The sequence below is a fragment of the Oceanospirillum sanctuarii genome, assembly GCF_002150805.1.
Taxonomy (GTDB): Bacteria; Pseudomonadota; Gammaproteobacteria; order Pseudomonadales; family Halomonadaceae; genus Oceanospirillum; species Oceanospirillum sanctuarii.
In genome coordinates, this window is the sequence record NZ_MTBA01000012.1 from 33,673 (window position 1) to 55,991 (window position 22,319).

21 protein-coding genes and 1 riboswitch are annotated in these 22,319 nt (G+C 52.0%); of the genes, 7 read left to right on the forward strand and 14 right to left on the reverse strand.

Annotation, left to right across the window (positions count from 1 at the left end):
- The first annotated feature begins 415 nt into the window (after positions 1-415).
- Entirely contained in the window at positions 416-2,587 is a 2,172-nt protein-coding gene (locus BV405_RS15615; RefSeq protein WP_086481830.1) for a malate synthase G, read from the forward strand.
- Positions 2,588-2,664: 77 nt separating this feature from the next.
- On the opposite strand, the gene BV405_RS15620 is transcribed toward BV405_RS15615, so the two are convergent.
- Together BV405_RS15620 and BV405_RS15625 are read right to left on the reverse strand one after the other, a co-directional pair.
- The gene (locus BV405_RS15620; RefSeq protein ID WP_086481831.1) at positions 2,665-3,159 is read right to left on the reverse strand and encodes a methylated-DNA--[protein]-cysteine S-methyltransferase; all 495 of its coding nucleotides are present in this window, start codon (positions 3,157-3,159) and stop codon (positions 2,665-2,667) included.
- Positions 3,160-3,202: 43 nt separating this feature from the next.
- The gene (locus BV405_RS15625; protein WP_086481832.1) at positions 3,203-3,991 is read right to left on the reverse strand and encodes a GGDEF domain-containing protein; all 789 of its coding nucleotides are present in this window, start codon (positions 3,989-3,991) and stop codon (positions 3,203-3,205) included.
- Between the two features lie 395 nt (positions 3,992-4,386).
- Between BV405_RS15625 and BV405_RS15630 the strand changes: the two genes are divergently transcribed.
- Positions 4,387-5,058 (forward strand): 2OG-Fe(II) oxygenase, encoded by a 672-nt coding sequence (locus tag BV405_RS15630; RefSeq protein ID WP_086481833.1) that lies wholly within the window; start codon positions 4,387-4,389, stop codon positions 5,056-5,058.
- A 108-nt stretch (positions 5,059-5,166) separates the two neighbouring features.
- Here BV405_RS15630 and BV405_RS15635 read toward each other — a convergent pair whose 3' ends face one another.
- The 4 genes from BV405_RS15635 to BV405_RS15650 all read right to left on the reverse strand — a co-directional run bounded on the left by BV405_RS15635 (position 5,167) and on the right by BV405_RS15650 (position 7,185).
- Positions 5,167-5,592, reverse strand: coding sequence for a group II truncated hemoglobin (locus tag BV405_RS15635; protein ID WP_086481834.1), 426 nt, complete (start codon positions 5,590-5,592; stop codon positions 5,167-5,169).
- 13 nt (positions 5,593-5,605) lie between these two features.
- A complete protein-coding gene (locus BV405_RS15640) occupies positions 5,606-5,905 on the reverse strand; it encodes a GIY-YIG nuclease family protein (protein ID WP_086481835.1) in 300 nt (99 codons plus the stop codon).
- Positions 5,898-6,260, reverse strand: coding sequence for a translation initiation factor Sui1 (locus tag BV405_RS15645; RefSeq protein WP_086481883.1), 363 nt, complete (start codon positions 6,258-6,260; stop codon positions 5,898-5,900). Before BV405_RS15645 ends, BV405_RS15640 begins: the two co-directional genes overlap by 8 nt.
- A 64-nt stretch (positions 6,261-6,324) precedes the next feature.
- Positions 6,325-7,185 carry a LysR family transcriptional regulator gene (locus BV405_RS15650; protein WP_176330191.1) on the reverse strand — a complete coding sequence of 287 codons (861 nt, stop codon included), beginning with the start codon at positions 7,183-7,185 and terminating at the stop codon, positions 6,325-6,327.
- Between the two features lie 252 nt (positions 7,186-7,437).
- On the opposite strand from BV405_RS15650, the gene BV405_RS15655 reads away from it, so the two are divergent.
- Positions 7,438-8,091 carry a glutathione S-transferase family protein gene (locus tag BV405_RS15655; protein ID WP_086481837.1) on the forward strand — a complete coding sequence of 218 codons (654 nt, stop codon included), beginning with the start codon at positions 7,438-7,440 and terminating at the stop codon, positions 8,089-8,091.
- 35 nt (positions 8,092-8,126) lie between these two features.
- Here BV405_RS15655 and BV405_RS17720 read toward each other — a convergent pair whose 3' ends face one another.
- From BV405_RS17720 to tkt, 5 genes are all read right to left on the reverse strand, one after another.
- Positions 8,127-8,270: a hypothetical protein gene (locus BV405_RS17720; RefSeq protein WP_176330192.1), complete on the reverse strand. Its 144-nt coding sequence runs from the start codon at positions 8,268-8,270 to the stop codon at positions 8,127-8,129.
- 131 nt (positions 8,271-8,401) lie between these two features.
- Complete coding sequence (gene fba, locus BV405_RS15660) at positions 8,402-9,466, reverse strand: class II fructose-bisphosphate aldolase (RefSeq protein ID WP_086481838.1); 1,065 nt, start codon at positions 9,464-9,466, stop codon at positions 8,402-8,404.
- Positions 9,467-9,702: 236 nt separating this feature from the next.
- Positions 9,703-10,911 (reverse strand): phosphoglycerate kinase, encoded by a 1,209-nt coding sequence (locus tag BV405_RS15665; protein WP_086481839.1) that lies wholly within the window; start codon positions 10,909-10,911, stop codon positions 9,703-9,705.
- A 183-nt stretch (positions 10,912-11,094) separates the two neighbouring features.
- Complete coding sequence (locus tag BV405_RS15670) at positions 11,095-12,114, reverse strand: type I glyceraldehyde-3-phosphate dehydrogenase (protein WP_245832356.1); 1,020 nt, start codon at positions 12,112-12,114, stop codon at positions 11,095-11,097.
- A gap of 254 nt (positions 12,115-12,368) precedes the next feature.
- Positions 12,369-14,375 carry a transketolase gene (gene tkt, locus BV405_RS15675; RefSeq protein ID WP_086481841.1) on the reverse strand — a complete coding sequence of 669 codons (2,007 nt, stop codon included), beginning with the start codon at positions 14,373-14,375 and terminating at the stop codon, positions 12,369-12,371.
- Positions 14,376-15,010: 635 nt separating this feature from the next.
- Between tkt and metK the strand changes: the two genes are divergently transcribed.
- The 4 genes from metK (at position 15,011) to BV405_RS15695 (ending at position 19,802) form a co-directional block, all read left to right on the forward strand.
- Positions 15,011-16,201 (forward strand): methionine adenosyltransferase, encoded by a 1,191-nt coding sequence (gene metK / locus BV405_RS15680; protein ID WP_086481842.1) that lies wholly within the window; start codon positions 15,011-15,013, stop codon positions 16,199-16,201.
- Between the two features lie 231 nt (positions 16,202-16,432).
- A riboswitch (S-adenosyl-L-homocysteine riboswitch) is annotated at positions 16,433-16,515 on the forward strand.
- Positions 16,516-16,530: 15 nt separating this feature from the next.
- Positions 16,531-17,925, forward strand: coding sequence for an adenosylhomocysteinase (gene ahcY / locus BV405_RS15685; protein ID WP_217895682.1), 1,395 nt, complete (start codon positions 16,531-16,533; stop codon positions 17,923-17,925).
- A gap of 298 nt (positions 17,926-18,223) precedes the next feature.
- Positions 18,224-19,057: a methylenetetrahydrofolate reductase [NAD(P)H] gene (gene metF / locus BV405_RS15690; RefSeq protein WP_086481844.1), complete on the forward strand. Its 834-nt coding sequence runs from the start codon at positions 18,224-18,226 to the stop codon at positions 19,055-19,057.
- A gap of 298 nt (positions 19,058-19,355) precedes the next feature.
- Entirely contained in the window at positions 19,356-19,802 is a 447-nt protein-coding gene (locus BV405_RS15695) for a hypothetical protein (protein WP_086481845.1), read from the forward strand.
- Here the strand turns inward: BV405_RS15695 and BV405_RS15700 are convergent.
- From BV405_RS15700 to ssb, 3 genes are all read right to left on the reverse strand, one after another.
- A complete protein-coding gene (locus BV405_RS15700) occupies positions 19,799-20,623 on the reverse strand; it encodes a lysophospholipid acyltransferase family protein (protein ID WP_245832357.1) in 825 nt (274 codons plus the stop codon). The genes BV405_RS15695 and BV405_RS15700 overlap by 4 nt on opposite strands.
- Positions 20,620-21,552 (reverse strand): SDR family oxidoreductase, encoded by a 933-nt coding sequence (locus tag BV405_RS15705; RefSeq protein ID WP_086481846.1) that lies wholly within the window; start codon positions 21,550-21,552, stop codon positions 20,620-20,622. Before BV405_RS15705 ends, BV405_RS15700 begins: the two co-directional genes overlap by 4 nt.
- A 91-nt stretch (positions 21,553-21,643) precedes the next feature.
- A complete protein-coding gene (gene ssb, locus BV405_RS15710) occupies positions 21,644-22,291 on the reverse strand; it encodes a single-stranded DNA-binding protein (protein WP_086481847.1) in 648 nt (215 codons plus the stop codon).
- Between the last annotated feature and the right edge of the window lie 28 nt (positions 22,292-22,319).

Consider the following 22,319-nt stretch of genomic DNA (forward strand, 5'->3'; position numbering starts at 1 on the left):
GGTCTTCCCAAGTCTGAAATTGAAGCCAAGGCTTTTGAAGCTACAGCATCCTACCCCAGAAGCCTGCGTTATAAAAAACCTGCCGCGCAAAAAACCGGATCAGCCGAGGCGCACTTTGTGACCTATCCGTCGCAATGGTGTTATTCATTAGGCGTACACCTAGGGACAAATGCCGTCACTTTCAGGTATCTTTACGGGTCACTGTATGACCTGTGTCATACATCACTCCCTCTGAAAGACGGCACATCGGACAGACGGAGTTCCCTAACAGGCGCAAAAAAGCCTGACAGGAATAACAACGGAATCGCGCAACTCCCACGGCACATGGGACAGCCATCAGATTCCTGCTAATGACAGCACCTTTTTAGGTCCCTATTGACCTTTCTAGGCACAACTAAAGATAGAGGCACTTTCCATGACTGAACGCGTTCAGATTGGCAACTTAAGTGTTGCAAAAACGCTTTACGATTTTATCAACAACGATGCAGCACCCGGCACAGGTGTTGACGTTGCACAGTTCTGGGCTCAGTTTGATGCGATTGTCCACGATCTGGCGCCTCGCAATCGTGAACTGCTGGAAAAACGCGAACAGATTCAGGCACAAATTGACGAATGGCACCGCGCCCGTAAAGGCCAGGCCTTCGACCTGAACGAATACAAATCCTTCCTGGGCGAGATCGGTTATCTGCTGCCTGAAGGTGAAGACTTCTCCGTAACTACCGCGAACGTAGACCCTGAGATGGCCACCATGGCCGGCCCTCAGCTGGTAGTACCGGTAATGAACGCACGTTTTGCGCTGAACGCGGCCAACGCACGCTGGGGCAGCCTGTACGATGCACTGTACGGCACCGATGCGATCTCTGAAGAGGGTGGCGCGGAAAAAGGCACCTCTTACAACCCGGCTCGCGGCGCAAAAGTGATTGAGTTTGCCCGTAACTTCCTGAACGAAGCCGCTCCTCTGGCTTCCGGTGACCACACTCAGGCAACCCTGTACGCGGTTAAAGATGGCGCTCTGGTTGTTACTCTGAAAGACGGCTCCGAAGTGGGTCTGGCGAACGCTGATCAGTTTGTTGGCTTCAATGGTGCGGCTGACGCACCTGAGTCTGTACTGCTGGTTAACAACGGCATGCACTTTGAGATTCAGGTTGACCGTACTCACCTGATCGGTAAAGACGACGCCGCTGGCGTTAAAGACGTGGTGATGGAATCCGCTCTGACCACCATTATGGACTGTGAAGATTCCGTTGCTGCCGTAGACGCAGACGACAAGGTTGTGGTTTACCGCAACTGGCTGGGTCTGATGAAAGGCGACCTGACCGAGGAAGTAAGCAAAGGTGGCACAACCTTTACCCGTCGTATCAACGGTGACCGCGAGTACACCGGTAAAGACGGCTCTCCGATTGCACTGAAAGGCCGCAGCCTGATGTTCGTGCGTAACGTCGGTCACCTGATGACTAACAACGCAATTCTGGACAAAGACGGTAACGAAGTACCGGAAGGTATCATCGACGGCATGTGCACCTCTCTGATCGCTCTGCACGATCTGAAAGGTCTGGGCCAGTTCAGCAACACCACTACAGGCTCTATGTACATCGTTAAGCCTAAGATGCACGGTCCTGAAGAAGTGGCATTTGCTAACGAACTGTTTGGCCGCATCGAAGACGCACTGGGTCTGGAGCGCTTCACTCTGAAAATGGGCATCATGGACGAAGAACGTCGTACCACGGTAAACCTGAAAGAGTGTATCCGCGCGGCGAAAGATCGTACCGTATTTATCAACACCGGCTTCCTTGACCGTACCGGTGATGAGATCCACACCTCCATGGAAGCTGGCCCTATGATCCGCAAAGGCGACATGAAAGCCGCTGCCTGGATCGGTGCTTATGAGAACTGGAACGTGGACGTGGGCCTTGAGTGTGGCCTGAGCGGTAAAGCCCAGATCGGTAAAGGTATGTGGCCGATCCCGGATCAGATGGCAAACATGCTGGACGTTAAAATCGGTCACCCGATGTCCGGTGCGAACACCGCATGGGTTCCTTCTCCGACTGCAGCAACTCTGCACGCTCTGCACTACCACAAGGTTGACGTTTTTGCCCGTCAGGGTGAAATCAAGGTGCGTGGCCGTGCAAATCTGGATGACATTCTGACGATTCCGGTTGAGCCAAACCCAAGCTGGTCCGCAGAAGAGATTCAGCAGGAGCTGGACAACAACGCACAGGGTATCCTGGGTTACGTTGTACGCTGGGTTGATCAGGGCGTTGGTTGTTCCAAGGTTCCGGATATCAACGATGTAGGCCTGATGGAAGACCGCGCAACCCTGCGTATCTCCAGCCAGCACATCGCGAACTGGCTGCATCACGGTATCTGCTCTGAAGAGCAGGTGATGGAGACTATGAAGCGCATGGCGGGTGTTGTAGATCGTCAGAATGCTAACGATCCTACCTACACGGCGATGGCACCGAACTTCGATGGCGTTGCTTTCGAAGCGGCCTGCAAACTGGTCTTTGAAGGCACCACGCAGCCAAGTGGTTACACCGAACCGCTGCTGCACGCTTGCCGTCTGAAGCTGAAAGCACAACAGGCTTAATCGCCGGTTAGACGCTTAAAGCTGACAAAGCCCCGAACCTGAAAAGGTCGGGGCTTTTTGGTTTATAGAGGGGTGGATTAAGCCCCAGCCTCCAACACCAGTAACTGCCGCTTGCGGGCGATGCCCCATCGATACCCTGACAGATCGCCATTCTTACGCACTACCCTATGACAAGGGATAATCAGAGCAACCTGATTCGCTCCGCAGGCGCTGGCCACGGCACGCACGGCACTGGGCATACTCAGCTTTTCCGCTAGCTGGCTGTAGCTGAGGGTTTCACCATAAGGGATCTGTTGCAGCATCTGCCAGACCTGTTGCTGAAATGCGGTTCCAGCCAGATTAAGGGGTAGCTTGGGGAAAGGATTCTTGCCTTCAAGCGCAGCGCAAACCTGCCGCAGATAAGACGTAAGATGATCAGCTTGCTGCCAGTGACGATCCGGGAAGTTCGACTCAGCATCCTGCATCAGAGCCTCCGGGGAATCTCCGATATAGAGCAGAGATAAACCGGCACCGGCTTCCTGCTCGGCAAGCATCAGATGACCTAACGGGGATTCTGCGAATTGATAAAACATGGGAAGCTCCTGACGATGACTGCCGGAGCGGGAAATCTGTCGGTTAGGCAGACTGAACCTGACAACGGCCGTTGGCTTTGGCTTTATAGAGGTAAGTATCGGCGGCAATTATGCCTTCCTGCAAGCTGCCATCCTGCTCTATCTGAACGACACCCGCACTCAGGCTGGTGTTGATCTTACGACCCAGCACGATTAGCGGCTCTCCAGTCAGCACACTGTTGAGATACTGCAGCTGTTCAATCAGTTCGCTCTCATTCAGGCTGGAAAGCAACGCAAATTCTTCCCCCCCCATGCGCGCCAACAAGGCCTCAGGCTCAAAGTGATCGGATAACATACGAGCGATATGCACCAGTACATGATCACCAATATCGTGGCCGTAACGGTCATTCACCTGTTTAAAGAAATCCAGGTCGATAATCACCAGTGTTTGAGGTTCCAGCTCCAGACGGCGGCTTCCCTCTTCAAAAAAGGCCCGACGGTTGGACAAACCGGTCAGGGTATCGGTATTGGCCTGCATGCGCAGGTCGCGCTCCAGTGAACGGCGGCGATGCACTTCCCGCTCCAGAATCGCATGCTCTTCCGCCAGCGCTTTAAAGAGACGGTAGTTTGGCAGGCCGATCAGCGCGGTAATTGTCAACGGCGCTAATACAGGCAGCGCCACAGCGATCGGATTTTCAAATGAACCCGGACTGGCGATCAGATAGAAGCAGTAACAGAGCGCTGCGGAGAAAAGTGTCGGCCAGAGTGTCGCCCTCATAAGGTAACCCACCAGTCCTCTCTGGACAGTGCGTCTTGCTTTCTCAATCAGAAGCGTACGGTTACCACCTGGCATATCGCCACCCTATTACCTGAATTACTTGGTGCAGCATTATTCATCAATCTGCCCACGGATGCACCCCCGCATCCGGGGAATATAGTATTAAGTCACATTTTTACTGTATGTTTAGCTTTACTAATAAACTCTTTTTTCCCCTTGATAGACATCAAGCAAAATTGTTTCGTTCACATAGAATAAACATCTGCAGAAAACAACAACAAAGCACAAATAGCACCCAAAAAGGTATATATCGCCATCTATCATGGAAATTAATACATCGTAGGCGAAACAGTTTTGATTTATCACGACCTTGCTCACTTCCCCCCCTCGCCAACATAGGGTATAAGCCATGCAGCCGGAGCAAAGCCTGAGAGCTGTCGCTGCCCTGCTTTTTTCTTACGAGGTCTGCTATGAACCCCATCCTGACACCAGAACTGGAGCCTGAAGCTCAATCCGCCACGCTGATCAGCCAGCAGGATATCGATACCATCTGCTCAGCGCTTTATCAGGATGGCTGGGGAGTAATCGAGAACTTTCTCAGTGCACCCTTTGTTGATCTGCTGAAAACAGATCTTCTGGCACTGGATGAGCAGGAAAAGTTTCATAAAGCAGGTATTGGCCGCGAGCTGGACTTTGTGCGCCGGGAAGATATCCGCTCAGACCGCATCTGCTGGCTGGACAATATCAATGAGACCCAGAACCTCTTTATGCAGATGCTGAATCAGCTGATGACGGCCGTGAACCGACGCCTGTTTCTGGGCATGAACCACTATGAAGCTATGTACGCTATCTATGAACCGGGACAGTTCTATAAGAAGCACGTGGATAGCTTTAAGGGTCAGCGCAATCGCATTATGACACTGGTGTTCTACCTCAACCACGACTGGACTGCGGAGAAAGGCGGCGAGTTTGTGCTGTATCCGGAAGAAGGCGAAGAGCCGATCACCACACTGCAGCCAAAGGCTGGCACTGTTGCCGCTTTCCTCTCGGAAGAGTTTCCCCATGAGGTGCTGACCGCCCACGACACCCGCTATAGCATCGCGGTCTGGTTCCGTATTCGGGATGGTGAAATTCCGCTCTGATGCCTGAGGTCAGAAACAGGCCCGGAATCCGAAAATAACGACCACCGAAAGCAAAACGCCGCATCAATCAAACTGATGCGGCGTTTTTTATTCAGGATATAAACCCTATCAGCGGTTTCGACAGCGGTTGGCCGGAAACATCAACGCTTCCATCAGATAGGCTTTAAAGTCCGCCGGATAATCCTGTTCCTTCAGCGCCTCTTCCATACAGGCCAGCCAGGCATCCCGCTCCTCGATACCGATATCCAGATGTTCATGGGCACGGGGTATGGCAATAGAGCCATATTTTTCACGAAACAGTTTTGGACCACCCAACCAGCCGCAGAGAAAGCGGAACAGCTTATCGTTGGATTCCGTCAGGTCGTCATCGTGCATCTCAAGAATGTGTTGCGCCTGCGGTAGGGTTTCCATGGCACGGTAAAAAGCATCAACCAGCTTTTTGATTCCGGCTTCGCCACCAGCCGTCTGAAAGGACTTATCACCATCGCCGTAAGCACGGTTATCAACCGCGCTTTGTTTATCTTGTTCTGTCATTCACCTGGCCTGCTTAAGCTTCTGATTTGACGACAATTTTGCCTGTTTCCGGATCAAAAGGGATATGCCCCAGCTCAATCCAATGCAGCTTTTGCGAACGCTTTAGCTGCTTAAAAGCATACTCCAGCTTTGAAGCCAGACTTCGGTCACCCACAGGCTGCTGATGGCGGAGGCGAAAGTTCTTTCGCCCTCGCATAAAACGTGCGCCCTTGCCGGATTGATGCTCGGCAAAACGGCGCTCAACATCCGTGGTGATTCCGGTATAGAGACGCTCACCATCGGTTTCGATCACATAGAGAAACCAATCAGCCACCGGCCTTTTTCACCTTAAAGCCTTTATCGGTCAGCAAGGTCATCAGCAGATCACGCTGATCACCCTGAATCTCAATCACATGGTCCTTAACCGCGCCACCCACACCGCAGCGGGTTTTCAGCTCTTTAGCCAGCTTTTTCAGTTCCGCAGAGGTTACCGGTACGCCTTCGATCAGCGTCACACCCTTGCCTTTACGCCCTTTGGTTTCACGCTTCAGGCGCACAATGCCATCACCTTCCGGCACCACATCATCGGCCTGCTTGCAGGTACAGCTATCCACCGGCTGCTCGCAATCCGGGCACAGGCGGCCAGTTTCAGTTGAATAGACAAGGCTTCGTAACTTATCAAATGACATTGTTTTATCCACAGGCTGAAAAAATAAACACAGGGCGCAAGTGTACTGAGCCCAAGCCACAAGCTCAATCAGCGGCGCTGGCGAGCGCAGCAAACTCCCGGCTGATCTGCTGCACCAGAGCTGCAGGCATTTTGGGGTGGGCTGTTGCCGACATCACCAGAGCTACAGAAACCGAGGTCAGTTCCGGTAACAGAGTGCCTGCTTCGATCAGGGTCAAATCTTCCGGCGCACTGGAGCGTATCATGGCACTAATCATGCTGTTGCGGCGCACCATCTCGGAGAGAAACAGGGTGCTGTTAGCCACCGCCAACACCTGATAATCACGCTCCAGTTTATCCAGCCCATCAAGGGCGGTACTGTGGAATTTACAGTCCGGCTCTGCCAGCGCTAGCGGCAGGCAGTCATAATCCTCGGGTGATTTCCCCGGTGGCAAAACCCAAACGCCCTGATCCTGATACAACAGATAGCCTTCATCGGTCTCGGCACGGCGAGTCATCACCGAAAGATCCAGCTCACCGGCATCCAACTGGGGCCGCAGGCGACTGCTGGAACCGCCAAAAACCTGCACCTCAAGCCCCGGCAGATGCTGATGAATCAGGCCGATCAGTTTCGGCATCACAGTGACCAGATAATCATCCGGACAGCCGACCCGTAGCGGTCGACGTTCCGGTTCCTGCTGCAGCTTCTGCAAGGCTTCATCATGCAGGTTAAGAATCCGGCGGGCATAGCTGACCAGCGCTTTACCATCAGCGGTTAACTCCAGCGCCCTGCCCTCACGATCAAACAGGGTTTTGCCAAGGCTCTGTTCCAGCCGTTTCATCTGCTGGCTGACCGCTGCCTGAGTGCGGAATATCTGCCGGGCCGCCCGGGTAAAACTGCCGGTATCCACCACAGCGATAAAACTTCGGAGCAGTTCAGTATCCATATCGTGACAATCACCTGCGTCGTTAAAAACTAAAAGACTAAAAATAGTAGAGGCTAAAAGCACAAGAAAGAGAGCTGAATAGTGGCAAAAAAACAGATCGCCCACCAGCAGCATAAGCCTGCGTTATGGCTGGCTTAAGTTTTATTCGTTTGTTGCCTGAAAGCTTCAGGGGCACACTCGATTCAACTTCTTAATCAACAAACCTTGTTACCAACAAATGCTCTCTTACCGGATTCAGAAAAGGAGATCTCCATGGCTAAGCCAGTACTCGTTATCGGCAACAAAAACTACTCATCCTGGTCTCTGTGCCCCTGGCTGCTGCTGAAGCAGTTTGGTATCGACTTTGAAGAGATCCGCATTCCTCTGTTTACCGAGCAAATGCCGCAACTGATGTCCGAACACACGCCCTGCAATAAGGTGCCGGTAATTAAGGATGGCGACTTGGCGGTATGGGATTCTCTGGCGGTGTGCGAATACATCAATCTGCGCTTTCTGGATGGTAAAGGCTGGCCGGAGGATCTGCAGCTGATGTCGCTGGGGCGCGCTGCGGTAGCCGAGATGCATTCCGGCTTCCTGGTGCTTCGTCATGAACTACCGATGAATGTTCGCCGCAGTTATACCGGCTTTAAAGCCAGTGAAAACGCGCAAAAAGATATCGACCGCATTATCGCCCTCTGGCAACAGCTGTTGGAGCGCTCCGGTGGCCCTTGGTTGCTGGGTGAGTTTTCTATCGCTGATGCCTTTTATGCTCCGGTCGCCAGCCGCTTTAATACCTACGGTATTGAGCTGCCGGAAAATCTGCAGGCTTATGTCGATCAGGTGCTGGCCCTTGAGACTTATCAGGAGTGGCTGCGTGATGCCAGGGCGGAGAAGGAAGTAATTCCGGAGGAAGAAGTCGAGCTTTGACACAGTTACGAAGAATAGGCACGAAGAAAAGCGGCTTAGCGGAGCCGCTTTTTTCGTTCCCGTTTGCGCTTTTGGCTGGCCTTGTGCCACTGCTGCATCTTCTGCAGATAAAACGGCACCACTAAAAGCGCCAGCACCACAACGATGCCGTTGATGTGGTTGTGGATAAATTCTTCCATCGGCTTTTGCCCCTTTAGTTCAGGTGTCTCCTGTTGTTCAGACAAATTCTGCCGGAATAAAAAAACCCGTACCAGCAAATACCGGTACGGGTTCGGAATCATAGCGCTTAAGGCTTATAACACCCGAAGGGTTATTTTACCTTAGGATCCAGCTCACCGGTCAGGTAGCGCTGATACATGATTTCCAGAGACTGAGCGTTGATCTTGCTGGCGTTGCCCGCAGTACCGAAGGCTTCGTAACGATCCACACAAACCTGAACCATCGCATCCATAGACGCTTTGAAGTATTTGCGTGGGTCGAACTCAGATGGGTTTTCTGCCAGGAAGCGACGGATCGCACCGGTAGAAGCCAGACGCAGGTCTGTATCGATGTTTACTTTACGAACACCGTGTTTGATACCTTCAACGATCTCTTCAACCGGAACACCATAAGTTTCAGGGATTTCGCCACCGAACTCGTTGATCACTGCCAGCCACTCCTGAGGTACAGAAGAAGAACCGTGCATTACCAGGTGAGTATCCGGGATACGCTCGTGGATCGCCTTGATGCGGTCGATACGCAGAACGTCACCGGTAGGCTTCTTAGTGAACTTGTAAGCACCGTGAGAAGTACCGATCGCGATAGCCAGTGCATCAACACCGGTTTTCTTAACGAAGTCAGCGGCTTCTTCAGGGTCAGTCAGCATCTGGTCCATATCCAGAGTACCTTCTGCACCTACGCCATCTTCTTCACCAGCTTTACCGGTTTCCAGAGAACCCAGGCAGCCCAGCTCACCCTCTACAGAAACACCACAAGCGTGTGCCATTTCAACGGTGCGACGGGTTACATCAACATTGTACTCGTAAGACGCAGGCGTTTTGCCGTCGTCCATCAGAGAACCGTCCATCATTACGGAGCTGAAGCCCAGCTGGATAGAACGCTGACAAACGTCAGGGCTGGTGCCGTGATCCTGGTGCATACAAACAGGAATGTGTGGAAACTCTTCAATCGCCGCCAGAATCAGGTGACGCAGGAAAGGAGCACCCGCGTACTTACGAGCGCCAGCAGAAGCCTGAACGATAACCGGAGAATCGGTTTTGTCTGCTGCGATCATGATCGCACGCATCTGTTCCAGGTTGTTGACGTTAAAGGCTGGTACGCCGTAACCGTGTTCGGCAGCGTGATCCAGCATCTGGCGCATACTAATTAAAGCCATGATTGTTTCCTTTTTAAATCGTCAAAGAATCAATAAAGAATAGCAAAGCGATACTCAGACAGGTTGCAAACATCGGCCTGAAATCAGGCAGATCCGAGTCTGAAACCTTCCGGCGCTGTAATGGGCGCTAGTGTATCGCGAAAAAGCCGGTAAGGCTCGGTCTGTCTACCCTGAATTCTCTCAGGACAGCCAAAATTCAGCCACCGGCTTTCGTGTTATTTATTCAGCGTTGCGGATTAATCGCAGCAGCCATTGCCACAGCAGGTATCCACATCACCGGCCTGCAGCTTGGCAGCCAGTTCCAGTGCCGCAACCGCTGGCAGGGTTTTACCTTCCACGTACTCCAGGAAAGCACCACCACCGGTAGAGATATAAGACACCTTGTCTTCGATATCGTACTTGTCGATTGCCGCCAGAGTGTCGCCGCCGCCAGCAATCGAGAAGCCTTCGCTCTCAGCAATCGCCAGAGACAGAGCCTTAGTACCTTCACCGAACTGGTCGATTTCAAATACGCCAACAGGACCGTTCCACAGGATGGTTTTAGCGTCTTTCAGCTGAGCCGCCAGCATTGCAGCAGTTTCAGGACCGATATCCAGAATCATCTCGTCATCAGCCACTTCGTTCACTTTCTTAACGACAGCTTCTGCAGACTCGCTGAACTCTTTCGCCACAACCACATCAACCGGAACCGGGATAGACGCTTTTTCCATCAGGCCTTTGGCCACAGGAATCAGATCCGCTTCGTACAGAGACTTACCAACATTGTGGCCTGCCGCTGCGATAAAGGTGTTGGCGATACCGCCACCCACGATCAGCTGATCGCACTTGCCGGACAGAGCATTCAGTACTTCCAGCTTAGTGGATACTTTAGAACCACCCACGATAGCCGCCATTGGCGATGCCGGGTTTGCCAGTGCTTTTTCCAGCGCATCCAACTCAGCAGCCAGCAGAGGGCCAGCACAAGCAACAGGCGCGAAACGAGCTACACCGTGAGTCGATGCCTGTGCACGGTGAGCCGTACCAAAGGCGTCCATCACGAAGATGTCACACAGAGACGCGTATGCGCGGGACAAATCGTCCTCGTCTTTCTTCTCGCCTTTGTTGAAACGTACGTTTTCCAGAATAACCAGCTCACCCTCGGCAACTTCAACACCGTTCAGGTAATCTTTTTCCAGACGCACTTCACGACCCAGTTTCTCAGACAGGTAGTTCGCTACCGGTGCCAGAGAGAACTCTTCTGCGTACTCGCCTTCGGTCGGACGCCCCAGGTGAGACATTACCAGCACCTTAGCGCCAGCGTTCAGAGCACGCTCGATGGTTGGCAGAGACGCACGGATACGCGCATCGGAAGCTACCTTGCCATCTTTAACCGGCACGTTCAGATCTTCACGGATCAGTACGCGTTTTCCGGTCAGTTTCAGATCGGTCATTTTTAATACGGTCATGAGTTTGTCCTGCCGTTAGTGTCACTTCAAAAAGAGAGTGTCGTTTCAAAAATAGGGTGTCATTTCAGAAATCGTGAGTCTTTACCGCCACCGGCAGCATTTCAGCCTGCCCGCGGGTTTCCGGAATCATCCGGGAATCTTTCCAGATCTGACTATAAAGAGACCTGGCTGCTCTTATGCTCGCTAGCGGCTCTTCAGCCAGCTCAGGGCAGTATCCAACATACGGTTGGCGTAGCCCCACTCGTTATCAAACCAGCATAGAATTTTTACCATGCGCTTGCCGGAAACCCGTGTCTGGGTTCCGTCCACAATGCCGGAGCGCGGATCGTGGTTGAAGTCTACCGAGGCATGGGGTTCTTCGGTATAGCCCAATAGACCAAACAGCTGTTTCTGCGCCGCCTCAGCCAGTACCCGGTTTACATCTTCAGCGCTGGTATCGGTCTGTACACACAAGGTCAGATCCATCGCCGAGACGTTCATGGTTGGCACCCGCAAGTGCAGGGATTCAAACTTGCCGGACAGATGCGGCAACAGACGATCAATACCTTTCGGCAAGCCGGTATCCACCGGGACGATGGAGCTCATCGCCGCTCGGGTCAGACGCAGGTCAGTCTGATGATAAGCATCGATCACTGGCTGATCGTTCATCGCGGAGTGAATCGTGGTAGTCACGCCATGAGCGATACCAAAGGCATCATCGATCAGTTTCAGGATCGGAATCACACAGTTGGTGGTACAGGATGCGCTGGAAACGATGGTTTGTTGCTGGTTCAGCTCATCCTCATTCAGACCGTAAACAATGGTGGCATCCACGTCGGCTTCTGCAGGCTGAGAGAACAGCAGCTTCTTGGCACCACTGTCGATATGACGCTGGGCACTGGCTCTGTCTTTAAAAGAACCGGAGCATTCCAAAAGCAGATCCACATCCAGTTCGCCCCAGGGCAGCTGCTCAGGTTCCGCCTGACTTAACACCCGAATCGGCTGATTATTGATCAGCAGCCCCTGCTCATCAGAGCTGACAGGCACAGGGAAACGACCGTGGGTAGAGTCATAACGGGTCAGGTAGGTAATGGTCTCAAGATCAGACAACTCATTCAGCGCCACCACCTCAACATCGGCGCAATCCTGACGCTCATAACAGGCGCGCAGCACACACTGCCCGATACGCCCGTAACCGTTAATGGCCAATCTGAACTTAGACAAAGCTCCACCTGCTTGAATTCAGTATGAAAAATCTCAGCGACTTGCCGGAATATCTTAAAAATAACCGCGAACCGCTGAAAAAAGGTGCCGTATTTTCCCGCATATAGCGCTGCAGCGCAAACTTAGACAGAGGTTATTCGCCAAACTTCAGTTCGGCCATTTTCAGATAGCCCTATATACAAATTCCGATACGAAAAAAGGCAGCCCGAAGGCTGCCTTTTTCGCTAAAAAGCGGGTAACTGATCGTTAAACGATTAGTCGTCCAGCTCTTCCAGCAGTTCTTCAACGGTACCCACGATATTGTCGGTAGTGAAGCCGAACTCTTCAAACAGCTGGTCAGCCGGTGCAGATTCACCGAAGCTTTCCATACCGATGATCGCGCCTTCCAGACCCACGTACTTGTACCAGAAGTCTTTGTGAGCCGCTTCGATAGCAACACGGGTGATCACGTCAGCTGGCAGTACAGATTCGCGGTATGCAGCGTCCTGAGCGTCGAAACGATCAGTAGATGGCATAGAAACAACGCGGATCTTCTTGCCTTTAGCGGTCAGCTCTTCAGCAGCAGACAGCGCCAGCGCAACTTCAGAACCAGTTGCGATCAGGATCGCATCGGCAGTGCCTTCGCAATCTTTCAGCACGTATGCGCCACGGGCAATGTTCGCCAGCTGCTCGTCGTTACGTGGCTGGTGATCCAGGTTCTGACGGGACAGAATCAGGGAAGTCGGGCCATCGTTACGCTCAAGAGCAGATTTCCATGCTACAGCGGTTTCAACTGCATCACATGGACGCCATACGCTCATGTTTGGCGTGCCACGCAGACTTGGAACCTGCTCAACCGGCTGGTGCGTCGGGCCATCTTCACCCAGACCGATAGAGTCGTGAGTGAATACGTAGATAGCGCGCTGCTTCATCAGCGCCGCCATACGTACGGCGTTACGGGCGTATTCCATAAAGATCAGGAAGGTTGCGCCGTAAGGAACGAAACCACCGTGCAGAGCAACACCATTCATGATGGCTGCCATACCGAACTCACGTACACCGTAGTGCATGTAGTTACCGGAAGCATCGTCAGCAGTGATCGCTTTTGCACCATTCCAGAAGGTCAGGTTAGAAGGTGCCAGATCCGCAGAACCGCCCAGCAGTTCAGGCAGCTCAGGGCCGAAGGCGTTCAGGCTGTTCAGAGACGCTTTACGGGTGGCAACAGTCTCGCCTTTTTCCTGACAGGCTTTGATGTAAGCATCAGCTTTATCAGCGAAGTCAGCTGGCAGGTCGCCAGACATACGACGCTTCAGCTCAGCCGCCAGTTCAGGGTAAGCAGCTTCGTAAGCCGCGAACTTTTCGTTCCACGCGCTTTCAGCTGCTGCACCTTTGTCCTGTGCATTCCAGCCCGCTGCGATATCTGCAGGGATCTCAAATGCAGGGTGCGGCCAGTTCAGGCGCTCACGGGTCAGTGCGATTTCATCATCGCCCAGAGGTGCGCCGTGGCAATCTTCTTTGCCTTCTTTGTTTGGTGAACCAAAACCGATGATGGTTTTACAGATGATCAGGCTTGGCTTGCCAGACTCGGCTTTAGCCGCTTCGGTAGCCGCTTTGATCTCATCCGCGTTGTGACCGTCAACCTTGATCACGTGCCAGCCGTAAGCTTCAAAACGCTGTTCAGTGTTGTCGGTGAACCAGCCTTCAACTTCACCATCAATAGAGATGCCGTTGTCGTCGTAGAAGGCGATCAGCTTGCCCAGACCCAGAGTACCAGCCAGAGAACATACCTCGTGGGAGATACCTTCCATCATGCAGCCATCACCCAGGAAGGTGTAAGTGTAGTGATCCACTACCTCATGACCGTCACGGTTGAACTGGCCAGCCAGCGCTTTTTCAGCCACTGCCATACCTACCGCGTTAGCAATACCCTGACCCAGAGGACCAGTAGTGGTTTCAACCCCCGGCGCGTAACCGTACTCAGGGTGACCTGCGGTTTTGGCGTGCAGCTGACGGAAGTTTTTCAGATCGTCGATGGACAGATCGTAACCGCTCAGGTGCAGCAGAGAGTACAGCAGCATAGAGCCGTGGCCGTTAGACAGTACAAAACGGTCGCGGTTATACCAGTTCGGGTTGCTTGGGTTGTGTTGCAGGAAGTCGTTCCATAGTACTTCAGCAATATCAGCCATCCCCATTGGGGCGCCGGGGTGACCGGACTTGGCTTTCTGAACGGCGTCCATGCTCAGGGCACGGATGGCATTAGCTAAATCAGAACGGGAAGGCATGCTTTCCAGACTCCAGGGTGCGTGGCAAAGGCCACAAAATATGTTTCATGATCCGCCCCTTTCGTACAGGTATCAGGCTAAGTCTTTGACCTTGTTCAGTTAACTAAACAGCATCAGAAAAAGAGACTTACCCAGATAGCCACACAATCGAAGCAAACCACCGGAAAATAGGCGCGTATTGTCGCTGATCTGGCCTCAGGCTTCAAACCCCAAGGACTTATTTATCTGCAGGATCCTTCAAGTAATGAATAATCAGATCCCCGTGAATGATCTTAAGTCGTGTTCAGGTGGTATAAATGAATCCCGCACAGGTGAATTTTAATAAATTTCACTGTGTATAAGGTGAATACAGTTGCTACAATTACCGATTAACTTTAAGCGCGTCCAACGGAGTGGTTCCATCCAACATTTTTGTCTGTCTTTGCGATGTTCTGAGCGGGCTTAAGTGAGCTTCCTAGGTCAAACGCTACTGTCGGCAGAACCGGCCAAAAGCTGGGGCATGCTGAATCAACCAACAGCTAAACGTCGTTAGCTGTTACAGGAGGTCGGGCCGTTTTTCCCTTGAATCAATATTCAAACAAAACTGCCTTGGCTAATTCCTTATTTTCAACTCCTTTGAGGGTAATAAGAGAATCATGAGCGAATACTCTTTATTTACGTCTGAATCTGTATCTGAAGGCCATCCGGATAAAATCGCTGACCAGATTTCTGATGCCGTGTTAGATGCAATTCTGGCGGAAGATAAATACGCCCGTGTTGCCTGTGAAACCATGGTGAAAACTGGTGTTGCCATTGTTTCTGGTGAAATTTCTACATCCGCTTGGATCGACCTGGAAGATCTGGTTCGTGGCGTTATTAACGACATTGGCTATACCTCTTCTGATGTAGGCTTTGATGGCAGCACTTGCGGCATCATCAACCTGATTGGTAAGCAGTCTGTGGATATTGCACAGGGTGTGGATCGTCAGAAACCTGAAGATCAGGGTGCTGGCGACCAGGGTCTGATGTTCGGCTATGCGTCTAACGAAACTGACGTTCTGATGCCGGCTCCTGTGACCTTTGCTCACCGTCTGGTAGAGCGTCAGGCTGAAGCCCGTAAAAACGGCCAGCTGCCTTGGCTGCGTCCGGATGCAAAATCTCAGGTAACCTGCCGTTATGAAAACGGTAAAGTGTCTGCGATCGATGCGATTGTTCTGTCGACTCAGCACAATCCGGAAGTCTCTCAGAAAGACCTGCGTGAAGCGGTTATGGAGCTGATCATCAAGCAGGAGATCCCTGCTGAGCTGCTGACCAAAGACACTCAGTTCCACATCAACCCAACCGGTAACTTCGTAATCGGTGGCCCTGTGGGCGACTGCGGCCTGACTGGTCGTAAGATCATCGTAGACACTTACGGTGGTATGGCACGTCACGGTGGTGGTGCTTTCTCCGGTAAAGATCCATCCAAGGTTGACCGTTCTGCAGCTTACGCTGGCCGTTATGTAGCGAAGAATATCGTTGCTGCGGGTCTGGCTGACCGTTGTGAGATCCAGGTGTCCTACGCGATTGGTGTTGCGGAGCCGACTTCGGTATCCATCAACACCTTCGGCACGGGCAAAGTATCTGACGACACCATTATTAAGCTGGTTCGTGAGCACTTTGATCTGCGTCCTTTCGCAATCACCCGTATGCTGGATCTGCTGCACCCTATGTATCGTCTGACTGCGGCCTATGGCCACTTCGGTCGTAACCCATTTGAGATGACTGTGGGTGATGACACCTTTACAGCCTTCCCTTGGGAGAAGACTGACAAAGCTGACGATCTGCGTGCCGCTGCCGGCCTGTAAGATCTTACTGAAGCCAAAGGGTAAAACCTCTGGCAGCGGAAAAGACCTAAGGCTCTGAACGAAAGATCCTTTCGTACAAGCCTTCGCCCAACCGTCCAATCGGATTGGGCCGTCAAAGCAGGAGCTTGCTCCTGCTTTGCTGCATCTGAATTTTGGTCTGTTGGCTGACTGTTTTCTGAACAGATGCCGGCAGATGGTCGCAACCGGCAGTTCCGGCTGCGACACACACACAAGACTGAGGGGCGCTGCAACGGAGCCTTCTCCGCTACGCTCAGTCTCGTGCCAACTTAAACTTGCAAGGGCGCCCATTCACCCGAATGGAGAAACCTATGAGCTTCAATGACTACAAAGTCGCTGATATCACTCTTGCTGACTATGGCCGTAACGAGATCCGCATCGCAGAATCTGAAATGCCTGCGCTGATGGCGATCCGTGAAAAGTACCGTGCAGAGCAACCTCTGGCGGGCGCTAAAATCATCGGCTGTATTCACATGACCATTCAGACTGCGGTTCTGATCGAAACACTGGTCGCGCTGGGTGCTGAAGTTCGCTGGTCTTCGTGCAACATCTTCTCCACACAGGATCACGCTGCTGCGGCTATCGCTGCCGGTGAGATTCCTGTATTTGCCTGGAAAGGTGAGACCGAAGACGAGTACGTTTGGTGTCTGGAACAAACCATCAATAAAGATGGCAGCCCTTGGGATGCAAACATCCTGCTGGATGATGGTGGTGACCTGACCGCTCTGATCCACGAAAAATACCCGGCAATGCTGGACAGCATCCACGGTGTTTCTGAAGAAACCACCACTGGTGTTCACCGTCTGATCGAAATGATGAACAAAGGCACTCTGAAGGTTCCTGCGATCAACGTAAACGATGCAGTAACCAAGTCGAAAAACGACAACAAGTATGGCTGCCGTCATTCTCTGAACGACGCGATCAAGCGTGGTACCGACCACCTGCTGTCCGGTAAGAAAGCACTGGTTATCGGCTACGGTGACGTAGGTAAAGGTTCTGCTGCATCTCTGCGTCAGGAAGGCATGATCGTATCGGTCACCGAAGTGGATCCTATCTGTGCAATGCAGGCCTGCATGGACGGTTTCGAAGTGGTTTCTCCGTTTATCAACGGCCAGTTCGACGGTACTGATGCGTCTATCAACGCACCTCTGCTGCAGAAAACCGACCTGATTGTTACCACTACCGGTAACTACAACGTATGTAATGCCAACATGCTGAAAGCCCTGAAAAAAGGTGCTGTGGTATGTAACATCGGTCACTTCGACAACGAGATCGATACTGCGTACATGCGTCAGAACTGGGCATGGGAAGAAGTTAAGCCGCAGGTACACAAAGTATTCCGCGACGCTAAGCCGGGCACTGATGTGAACCTGGATAGCAGCGACTACCTGATTCTGCTGTCTGAAGGCCGCCTGGTGAACCTGGGTAACGCTACCGGTCACCCATCCCGTATCATGGATGGCTCTTTTGCTAACCAGGTACTGGCTCAGATCCACCTGTATCAGGCTGGCTTCGCTAACCTGCCAGCAGAAGAGAAAGCGGCGAACATAACCGTTGAAGTTCTGCCTAAGCAGCTGGATGAAGAAGTAGCACGCTACATGGTTGAAGGCTTCTCTGGTGTGATCACTCAGTTGTCTAAAGAACAGGCTGACTACATCGGCGTACCGGTTGAAGGCCCGTTCAAGCCGGAAAGCTACAAGTACTAATATTCTGCCTCAGACAATCCGGCCGCGCTCTGCATAGCCGGATTGCATAGCCAGCATAAAGTACCCAAGCCCCGTTTTATCCCTGTGGATAAAACGGGGCTTTTTTATGCCCGAAGACCGGAAGAAACTCTCTGCGGCTCTTCGATTAAGACATTGCTTAAGTAATTAGTTTTTAACAGTTTTTCATTTCTATGAGTTTTACTCATAAAGACAAAAAAAACTTTCACTGGCGTGCCCGCAGCAAACTCTGTAAAAAGTAATAAGAAATTAAGCAAACAAACTTTTTTGGAATATAGCCATGAGCCAGCCAATCGATATCAGTTTTGAGTTCTTCCCCCCTAAAACCCCACAAGGCCAGGAAAAGCTGCGTGTTGTTCGGGACGAGCTGGCGGCTATGAATCCTAACTTCTTCTCCGTAACGTATGGTGCCGGTGGTTCCACTCAGGAACGCACCATCAATACCGTGCAGGAGATGCGCGAAGCCGGTATCAATACCGCACCGCACCTGTCCTGTGTTGGCAGCAGCACCGACAGCCTGCGTGATCTACTGAACTTCTACATCGAGAAAGGCATCGACCGTATTGTTGCCCTGCGTGGCGACCTACCTTCCGGTATGGGTTCTCCGGGCGAGCTGCGCTATGCCAATGAGCTGGTTGAGTTTATCCGTAAGGAAACCGGTGACCACTTCCACCTGGAAGTTGCAGCGTATCCTGAGACCCACCCCCAGGCGGCAAGCTTTGAAGCGGACCTGCTGAACTTTAAAAAGAAGGTGGATGCCGGTGCGAACAGTGCCATCACTCAGTACTTCTTTAATGCCGACAGCTATTTCTATTATGTAGAGCGCTGCCAGAAGCTGGGTATCGAGATTCCGATTATTCCGGGCATTATGCCAATCACCAATTACAGCAACCTGGCTCGTTTCAGCGACGCCTGTGGTGCCGAGATTCCACGCTGGGTGCGTAAGCAGCTGGAAGCTTATGGCGATGACAGCGCCAGCATCCGTCAGTTTGGTGAAGAAGTGATTACTCGTCTGTGCGAACAGCTGATCGCTGGTGGCGCACCTAGCCTGCACTTCTACACCATGAATCAGACTGAGCCTAACCGCGCGATCTGTAAGAATCTGGGCCTGTAATCAGGCGTAGAGAAACCTCTTTCTCTTACTATTTTCTTGTTGTTTTCTGACAACTTTGACCGGGTATACAGAACAATTTTCTGTCTGCCCGGTTTTTTTATGCCTACCAAAAGCAATAACGGAACAATCTCTCAAAAATATATTTAATTTGCTCAATTACTTTTCATCGCTATTATTTCATCTACAATACCTGTTAAGAAACGTATCCGATATGTAACAAGCTACGTATAAGATTGCTGAAAAGGCTGATGGCCTCCCCCACAGGGTCAGCAGTCCCGCAGTGAAAGAGGTACCCGCTATGAAAAAATTATTGAGCATCTGCCTTTTGGTATTCAGTGGTCAGCTGATGGCTGCAGACCTGACTCCCCTTCCGGAAACCGCTCAGGACAATGGCTGGGATATCCGTCTGGTAGGCGTGCACTATCATCAGGCCACTGATCAGACCGAATTTTACTATCGTGTACGGGTCGACCAGGGCGCAGCAACCTTAACCAGCTGGCACCTCAAGCTTAAAGAACGCTTTGCGGGTCTGGTGATGCTGAACAGCCGTAATCAGCAGCTGCACTGGCACAAAGATCTGAAACCGGGCACAGTTGAGATGATCAGCTTTAAAGTAAAAGGTGAGAGAACCACACGGGTATCGAACTACACCGTTCAGTCTGGTGAGCTCTTTGCGGAAGGCAGGATTGACGCCCCAAGTCTTGCACCTTTGGCATCAACCCCGATGACAGCAGCGTATCCTTAAGATGCTTTGCTTTCGTTTGAACTTTCTTCCTGCGATTTGATTTCTTCAGAAGATGTTTGGGAAGCTGAAGCCTGAACATCTTCCGCTTTTTTTTCCGGTGCCGGCAGCTCTGAGAGTCGGTCAACCTGACTTTCTAGCCATGCTGTAACCTCTGCGTGAACCTCATTCACATGACGGCCTTCGGTCTGAATTAGCGGGCCAAACACGACCTTAATCGTGCCGGATTTTTTCTGCAGCGGGCTTGAAGTCCAGTGCTCACCACCGTTATGCGCCACCGGCAAAACAGGAACACCAGAGTTGGTCGCCAACATAGCACCACCCTTTTTATGGTTGCCACGGGTTCCGGGCTCAGTTCGGGTGCCTTCCGGGAAAACCAGAACCGACATGCCCTCTTCCAGCCGGGCTTTACCCTGCTTCAGAACCTGCTTCATTGCTGCTGCTGGCTTGCCACGATCAACGGCGATAGGGTTCAAAGCTTTCAATCCCCAGCCAAAGAAAGGAATCTTCAGTAGTTCACGCTTGAGCACGGTACTCATCGGTTGAGCAACTAACTGCAGGTAGATGGTTTCCCATTCAGACTGGTGATTACTCAGGATCACCATTTGCTGATTCTTGGGCAGGTTTTCCAGCCCTTCCACCTCAGTACGTATACCGCAGGTAATGCGCAACCAAACCAGAACAAACCAGTTAAAACGGGTAATCAGCCAGGCTCTGATGGTAAAAGGTAAAAAGAAGCTCAGAGGGGCGGTGATACAGCTGGTGAAAATCAGTGCGAACATATAGCCCACATAGAAAACGATGGCTCTAAGGGCCGTAATCATACTGAAGGTTCCTCTTTCTCATCCGCAGCCTGCTGGTCGGCATCTTTCTGGTCAGCGATCTGTTCTATCGCCTCAACCAGTGCCGGACGCCAGCTACGCTGTTTAATTCCGTAGTGATCCATAATTTTCTGGCAGCTCATCTCGCGATGCAGCGCCTGTTTGCCTGCCAGCCCCATAGCTGTGGCAGACACACCACGCACCATTTCAGCACCGGTCAATAAACCACGCTCCTGCGCCAGCTCAATCACCTGCTCTGCAAAATGAGCACGACTGATCGGCTCCACACCAGCGTAGTGATAAGTTCCCCAGCACTCAGCGCCAGCATCAAGTTGCTGGATCATGGCAACAATGACGCGACTGGCATCGGAGATAGCGGTAGGAGACAAGGTAATATCAGCAGCTTCCTGCATATCCTGCGGTTTATCCGCTTCTGACAGGATTCGGTGAACCCAGTCATCAGCGCTTTCTGTACTCGCCTCAAACAGGGTACCAAGGCGAAGGATGATATGGCGCTTCAGAAGTTGACGAACCGCTTCTTCTCCCTGCCATTTGGTCTCACCAAAGGTATTCAGGGGATGAACGGTATCTTTCTCATGGAAGATACCGTTACGCACTTCGCCAATCACTTCATCAGAAGAAACCTGAATCAGAGCGGCGCCCAGATCCAGACAAATATGCGCCAGATGATCCGGCAGAATTGCATTCAGCTGCCAGGCTCGATCCGGGGATTGCTCAACAAGAGTCAGGTCATCAAACTGCAGAGTATTAACGACAAAATCGGGTGCTGCTTCAGTCAGCTGACGCTGGAGTTCAACAGCATCATTAGCATCACCTTCGAAGACACTGCAACGCAGTCCCCGAATCCCCTGAGCATAACTGAGAAAGCCCTTGGCCAGACCAGATGCTTGCTCCGTCAAAAAGATATGCATGTATCCCCCGCTCCCACGAACCTGTGCTTGCGGCTTCTGGAGAGATCCATAGGCCGCTGATTATTCAGATGTAACGTTATCGTCGTTAGGCTTAGAACGGGATATCGTCATCGAAGTCATCAAAGCCTTGTGCCGGTGCACTGGCCGGAGAACCGAAGTTACCGCCCTGAGGCTGCTGAGGCGCTTGTTGAGGAGCGGCCTGGCTGTAATCCGGTTGCTGATATGGGTTAGCCGCTTGCTGAGGTGCCTGCTGCTGGAAATTATTCTGCTGTGGCTGAGCCATAGGTTGTGCCGCAGGATTGTTGCCATAACCACCTTGGTTGCCACCCATACCGCCCTGAGCACCGCCCATGTTAGCGCCACCGTTGTAACCACCGCTGTTGTCACCGCCACGACCGTCCAGCATCTGCATCTGACCGCTGAAGCCATCGATCACGATCTCAGTGGTGTATTTGTCATTACCGTTCTGGTCCTGCCACTTACGCGTCTGCAGTTTACCTTCCACGTACAGCTTGGAACCCTTCTTCACATACTGACTGACCACATCAGCCAGCTTGCCGAAGAACACAACACGGTGCCATTCAGTCTTTTCCTGACGCTGGCCGCTGTTTTTATCCATCCAGCTCTCACTGGTTGCCAGCGTTACATTGGCTACAGCACCGCCATTTGGCAGGTAACGTACTTCAGGGTCCTGGCCGACATTACCAACCAGAATGACCTTGTTAATACCACGGGACATAATTTACTCCAGAAATCTGTCTTCAATT

Coding starts and splice junctions, on each gene's coding strand:
- BV405_RS15615 (WP_086481830.1), top strand. CDS start 416: ATGACTGAACGCGTTCAGATTGGCAACTTAAGTGTTGCAAAAACGCTT.
- BV405_RS15620 (WP_086481831.1), bottom strand. CDS start 3,159: ATGTTTTATCAATTCGCAGAATCCCCGTTAGGTCATCTGATGCTTGCC.
- BV405_RS15625 (WP_086481832.1), bottom strand. CDS start 3,991: ATGCCAGGTGGTAACCGTACGCTTCTGATTGAGAAAGCAAGACGCACT.
- BV405_RS15630 (WP_086481833.1), top strand. CDS start 4,387: ATGAACCCCATCCTGACACCAGAACTGGAGCCTGAAGCTCAATCCGCC.
- BV405_RS15635 (WP_086481834.1), bottom strand. CDS start 5,592: ATGACAGAACAAGATAAACAAAGCGCGGTTGATAACCGTGCTTACGGC.
- BV405_RS15645 (WP_086481883.1), bottom strand. CDS start 6,260: ATGTCATTTGATAAGTTACGAAGCCTTGTCTATTCAACTGAAACTGGC.
- BV405_RS15650 (WP_176330191.1), bottom strand. CDS start 7,185: ATGGATACTGAACTGCTCCGAAGTTTTATCGCTGTGGTGGATACCGGC.
- BV405_RS15655 (WP_086481837.1), top strand. CDS start 7,438: ATGGCTAAGCCAGTACTCGTTATCGGCAACAAAAACTACTCATCCTGG.
- BV405_RS17720 (WP_176330192.1), bottom strand. CDS start 8,270: ATGGAAGAATTTATCCACAACCACATCAACGGCATCGTTGTGGTGCTG.
- fba (WP_086481838.1), bottom strand. CDS start 9,466: ATGGCTTTAATTAGTATGCGCCAGATGCTGGATCACGCTGCCGAACAC.
- BV405_RS15665 (WP_086481839.1), bottom strand. CDS start 10,911: ATGACCGTATTAAAAATGACCGATCTGAAACTGACCGGAAAACGCGTA.
- tkt (WP_086481841.1), bottom strand. CDS start 14,375: ATGCCTTCCCGTTCTGATTTAGCTAATGCCATCCGTGCCCTGAGCATG.
- metK (WP_086481842.1), top strand. CDS start 15,011: ATGAGCGAATACTCTTTATTTACGTCTGAATCTGTATCTGAAGGCCAT.
- ahcY (WP_217895682.1), top strand. CDS start 16,531: ATGAGCTTCAATGACTACAAAGTCGCTGATATCACTCTTGCTGACTAT.
- metF (WP_086481844.1), top strand. CDS start 18,224: ATGAGCCAGCCAATCGATATCAGTTTTGAGTTCTTCCCCCCTAAAACC.
- BV405_RS15695 (WP_086481845.1), top strand. CDS start 19,356: ATGAAAAAATTATTGAGCATCTGCCTTTTGGTATTCAGTGGTCAGCTG.
- BV405_RS15700 (WP_245832357.1), bottom strand. CDS start 20,623: ATGATTACGGCCCTTAGAGCCATCGTTTTCTATGTGGGCTATATGTTC.
- BV405_RS15705 (WP_086481846.1), bottom strand. CDS start 21,552: ATGCATATCTTTTTGACGGAGCAAGCATCTGGTCTGGCCAAGGGCTTT.
- ssb (WP_086481847.1), bottom strand. CDS start 22,291: ATGTCCCGTGGTATTAACAAGGTCATTCTGGTTGGTAATGTCGGCCAG.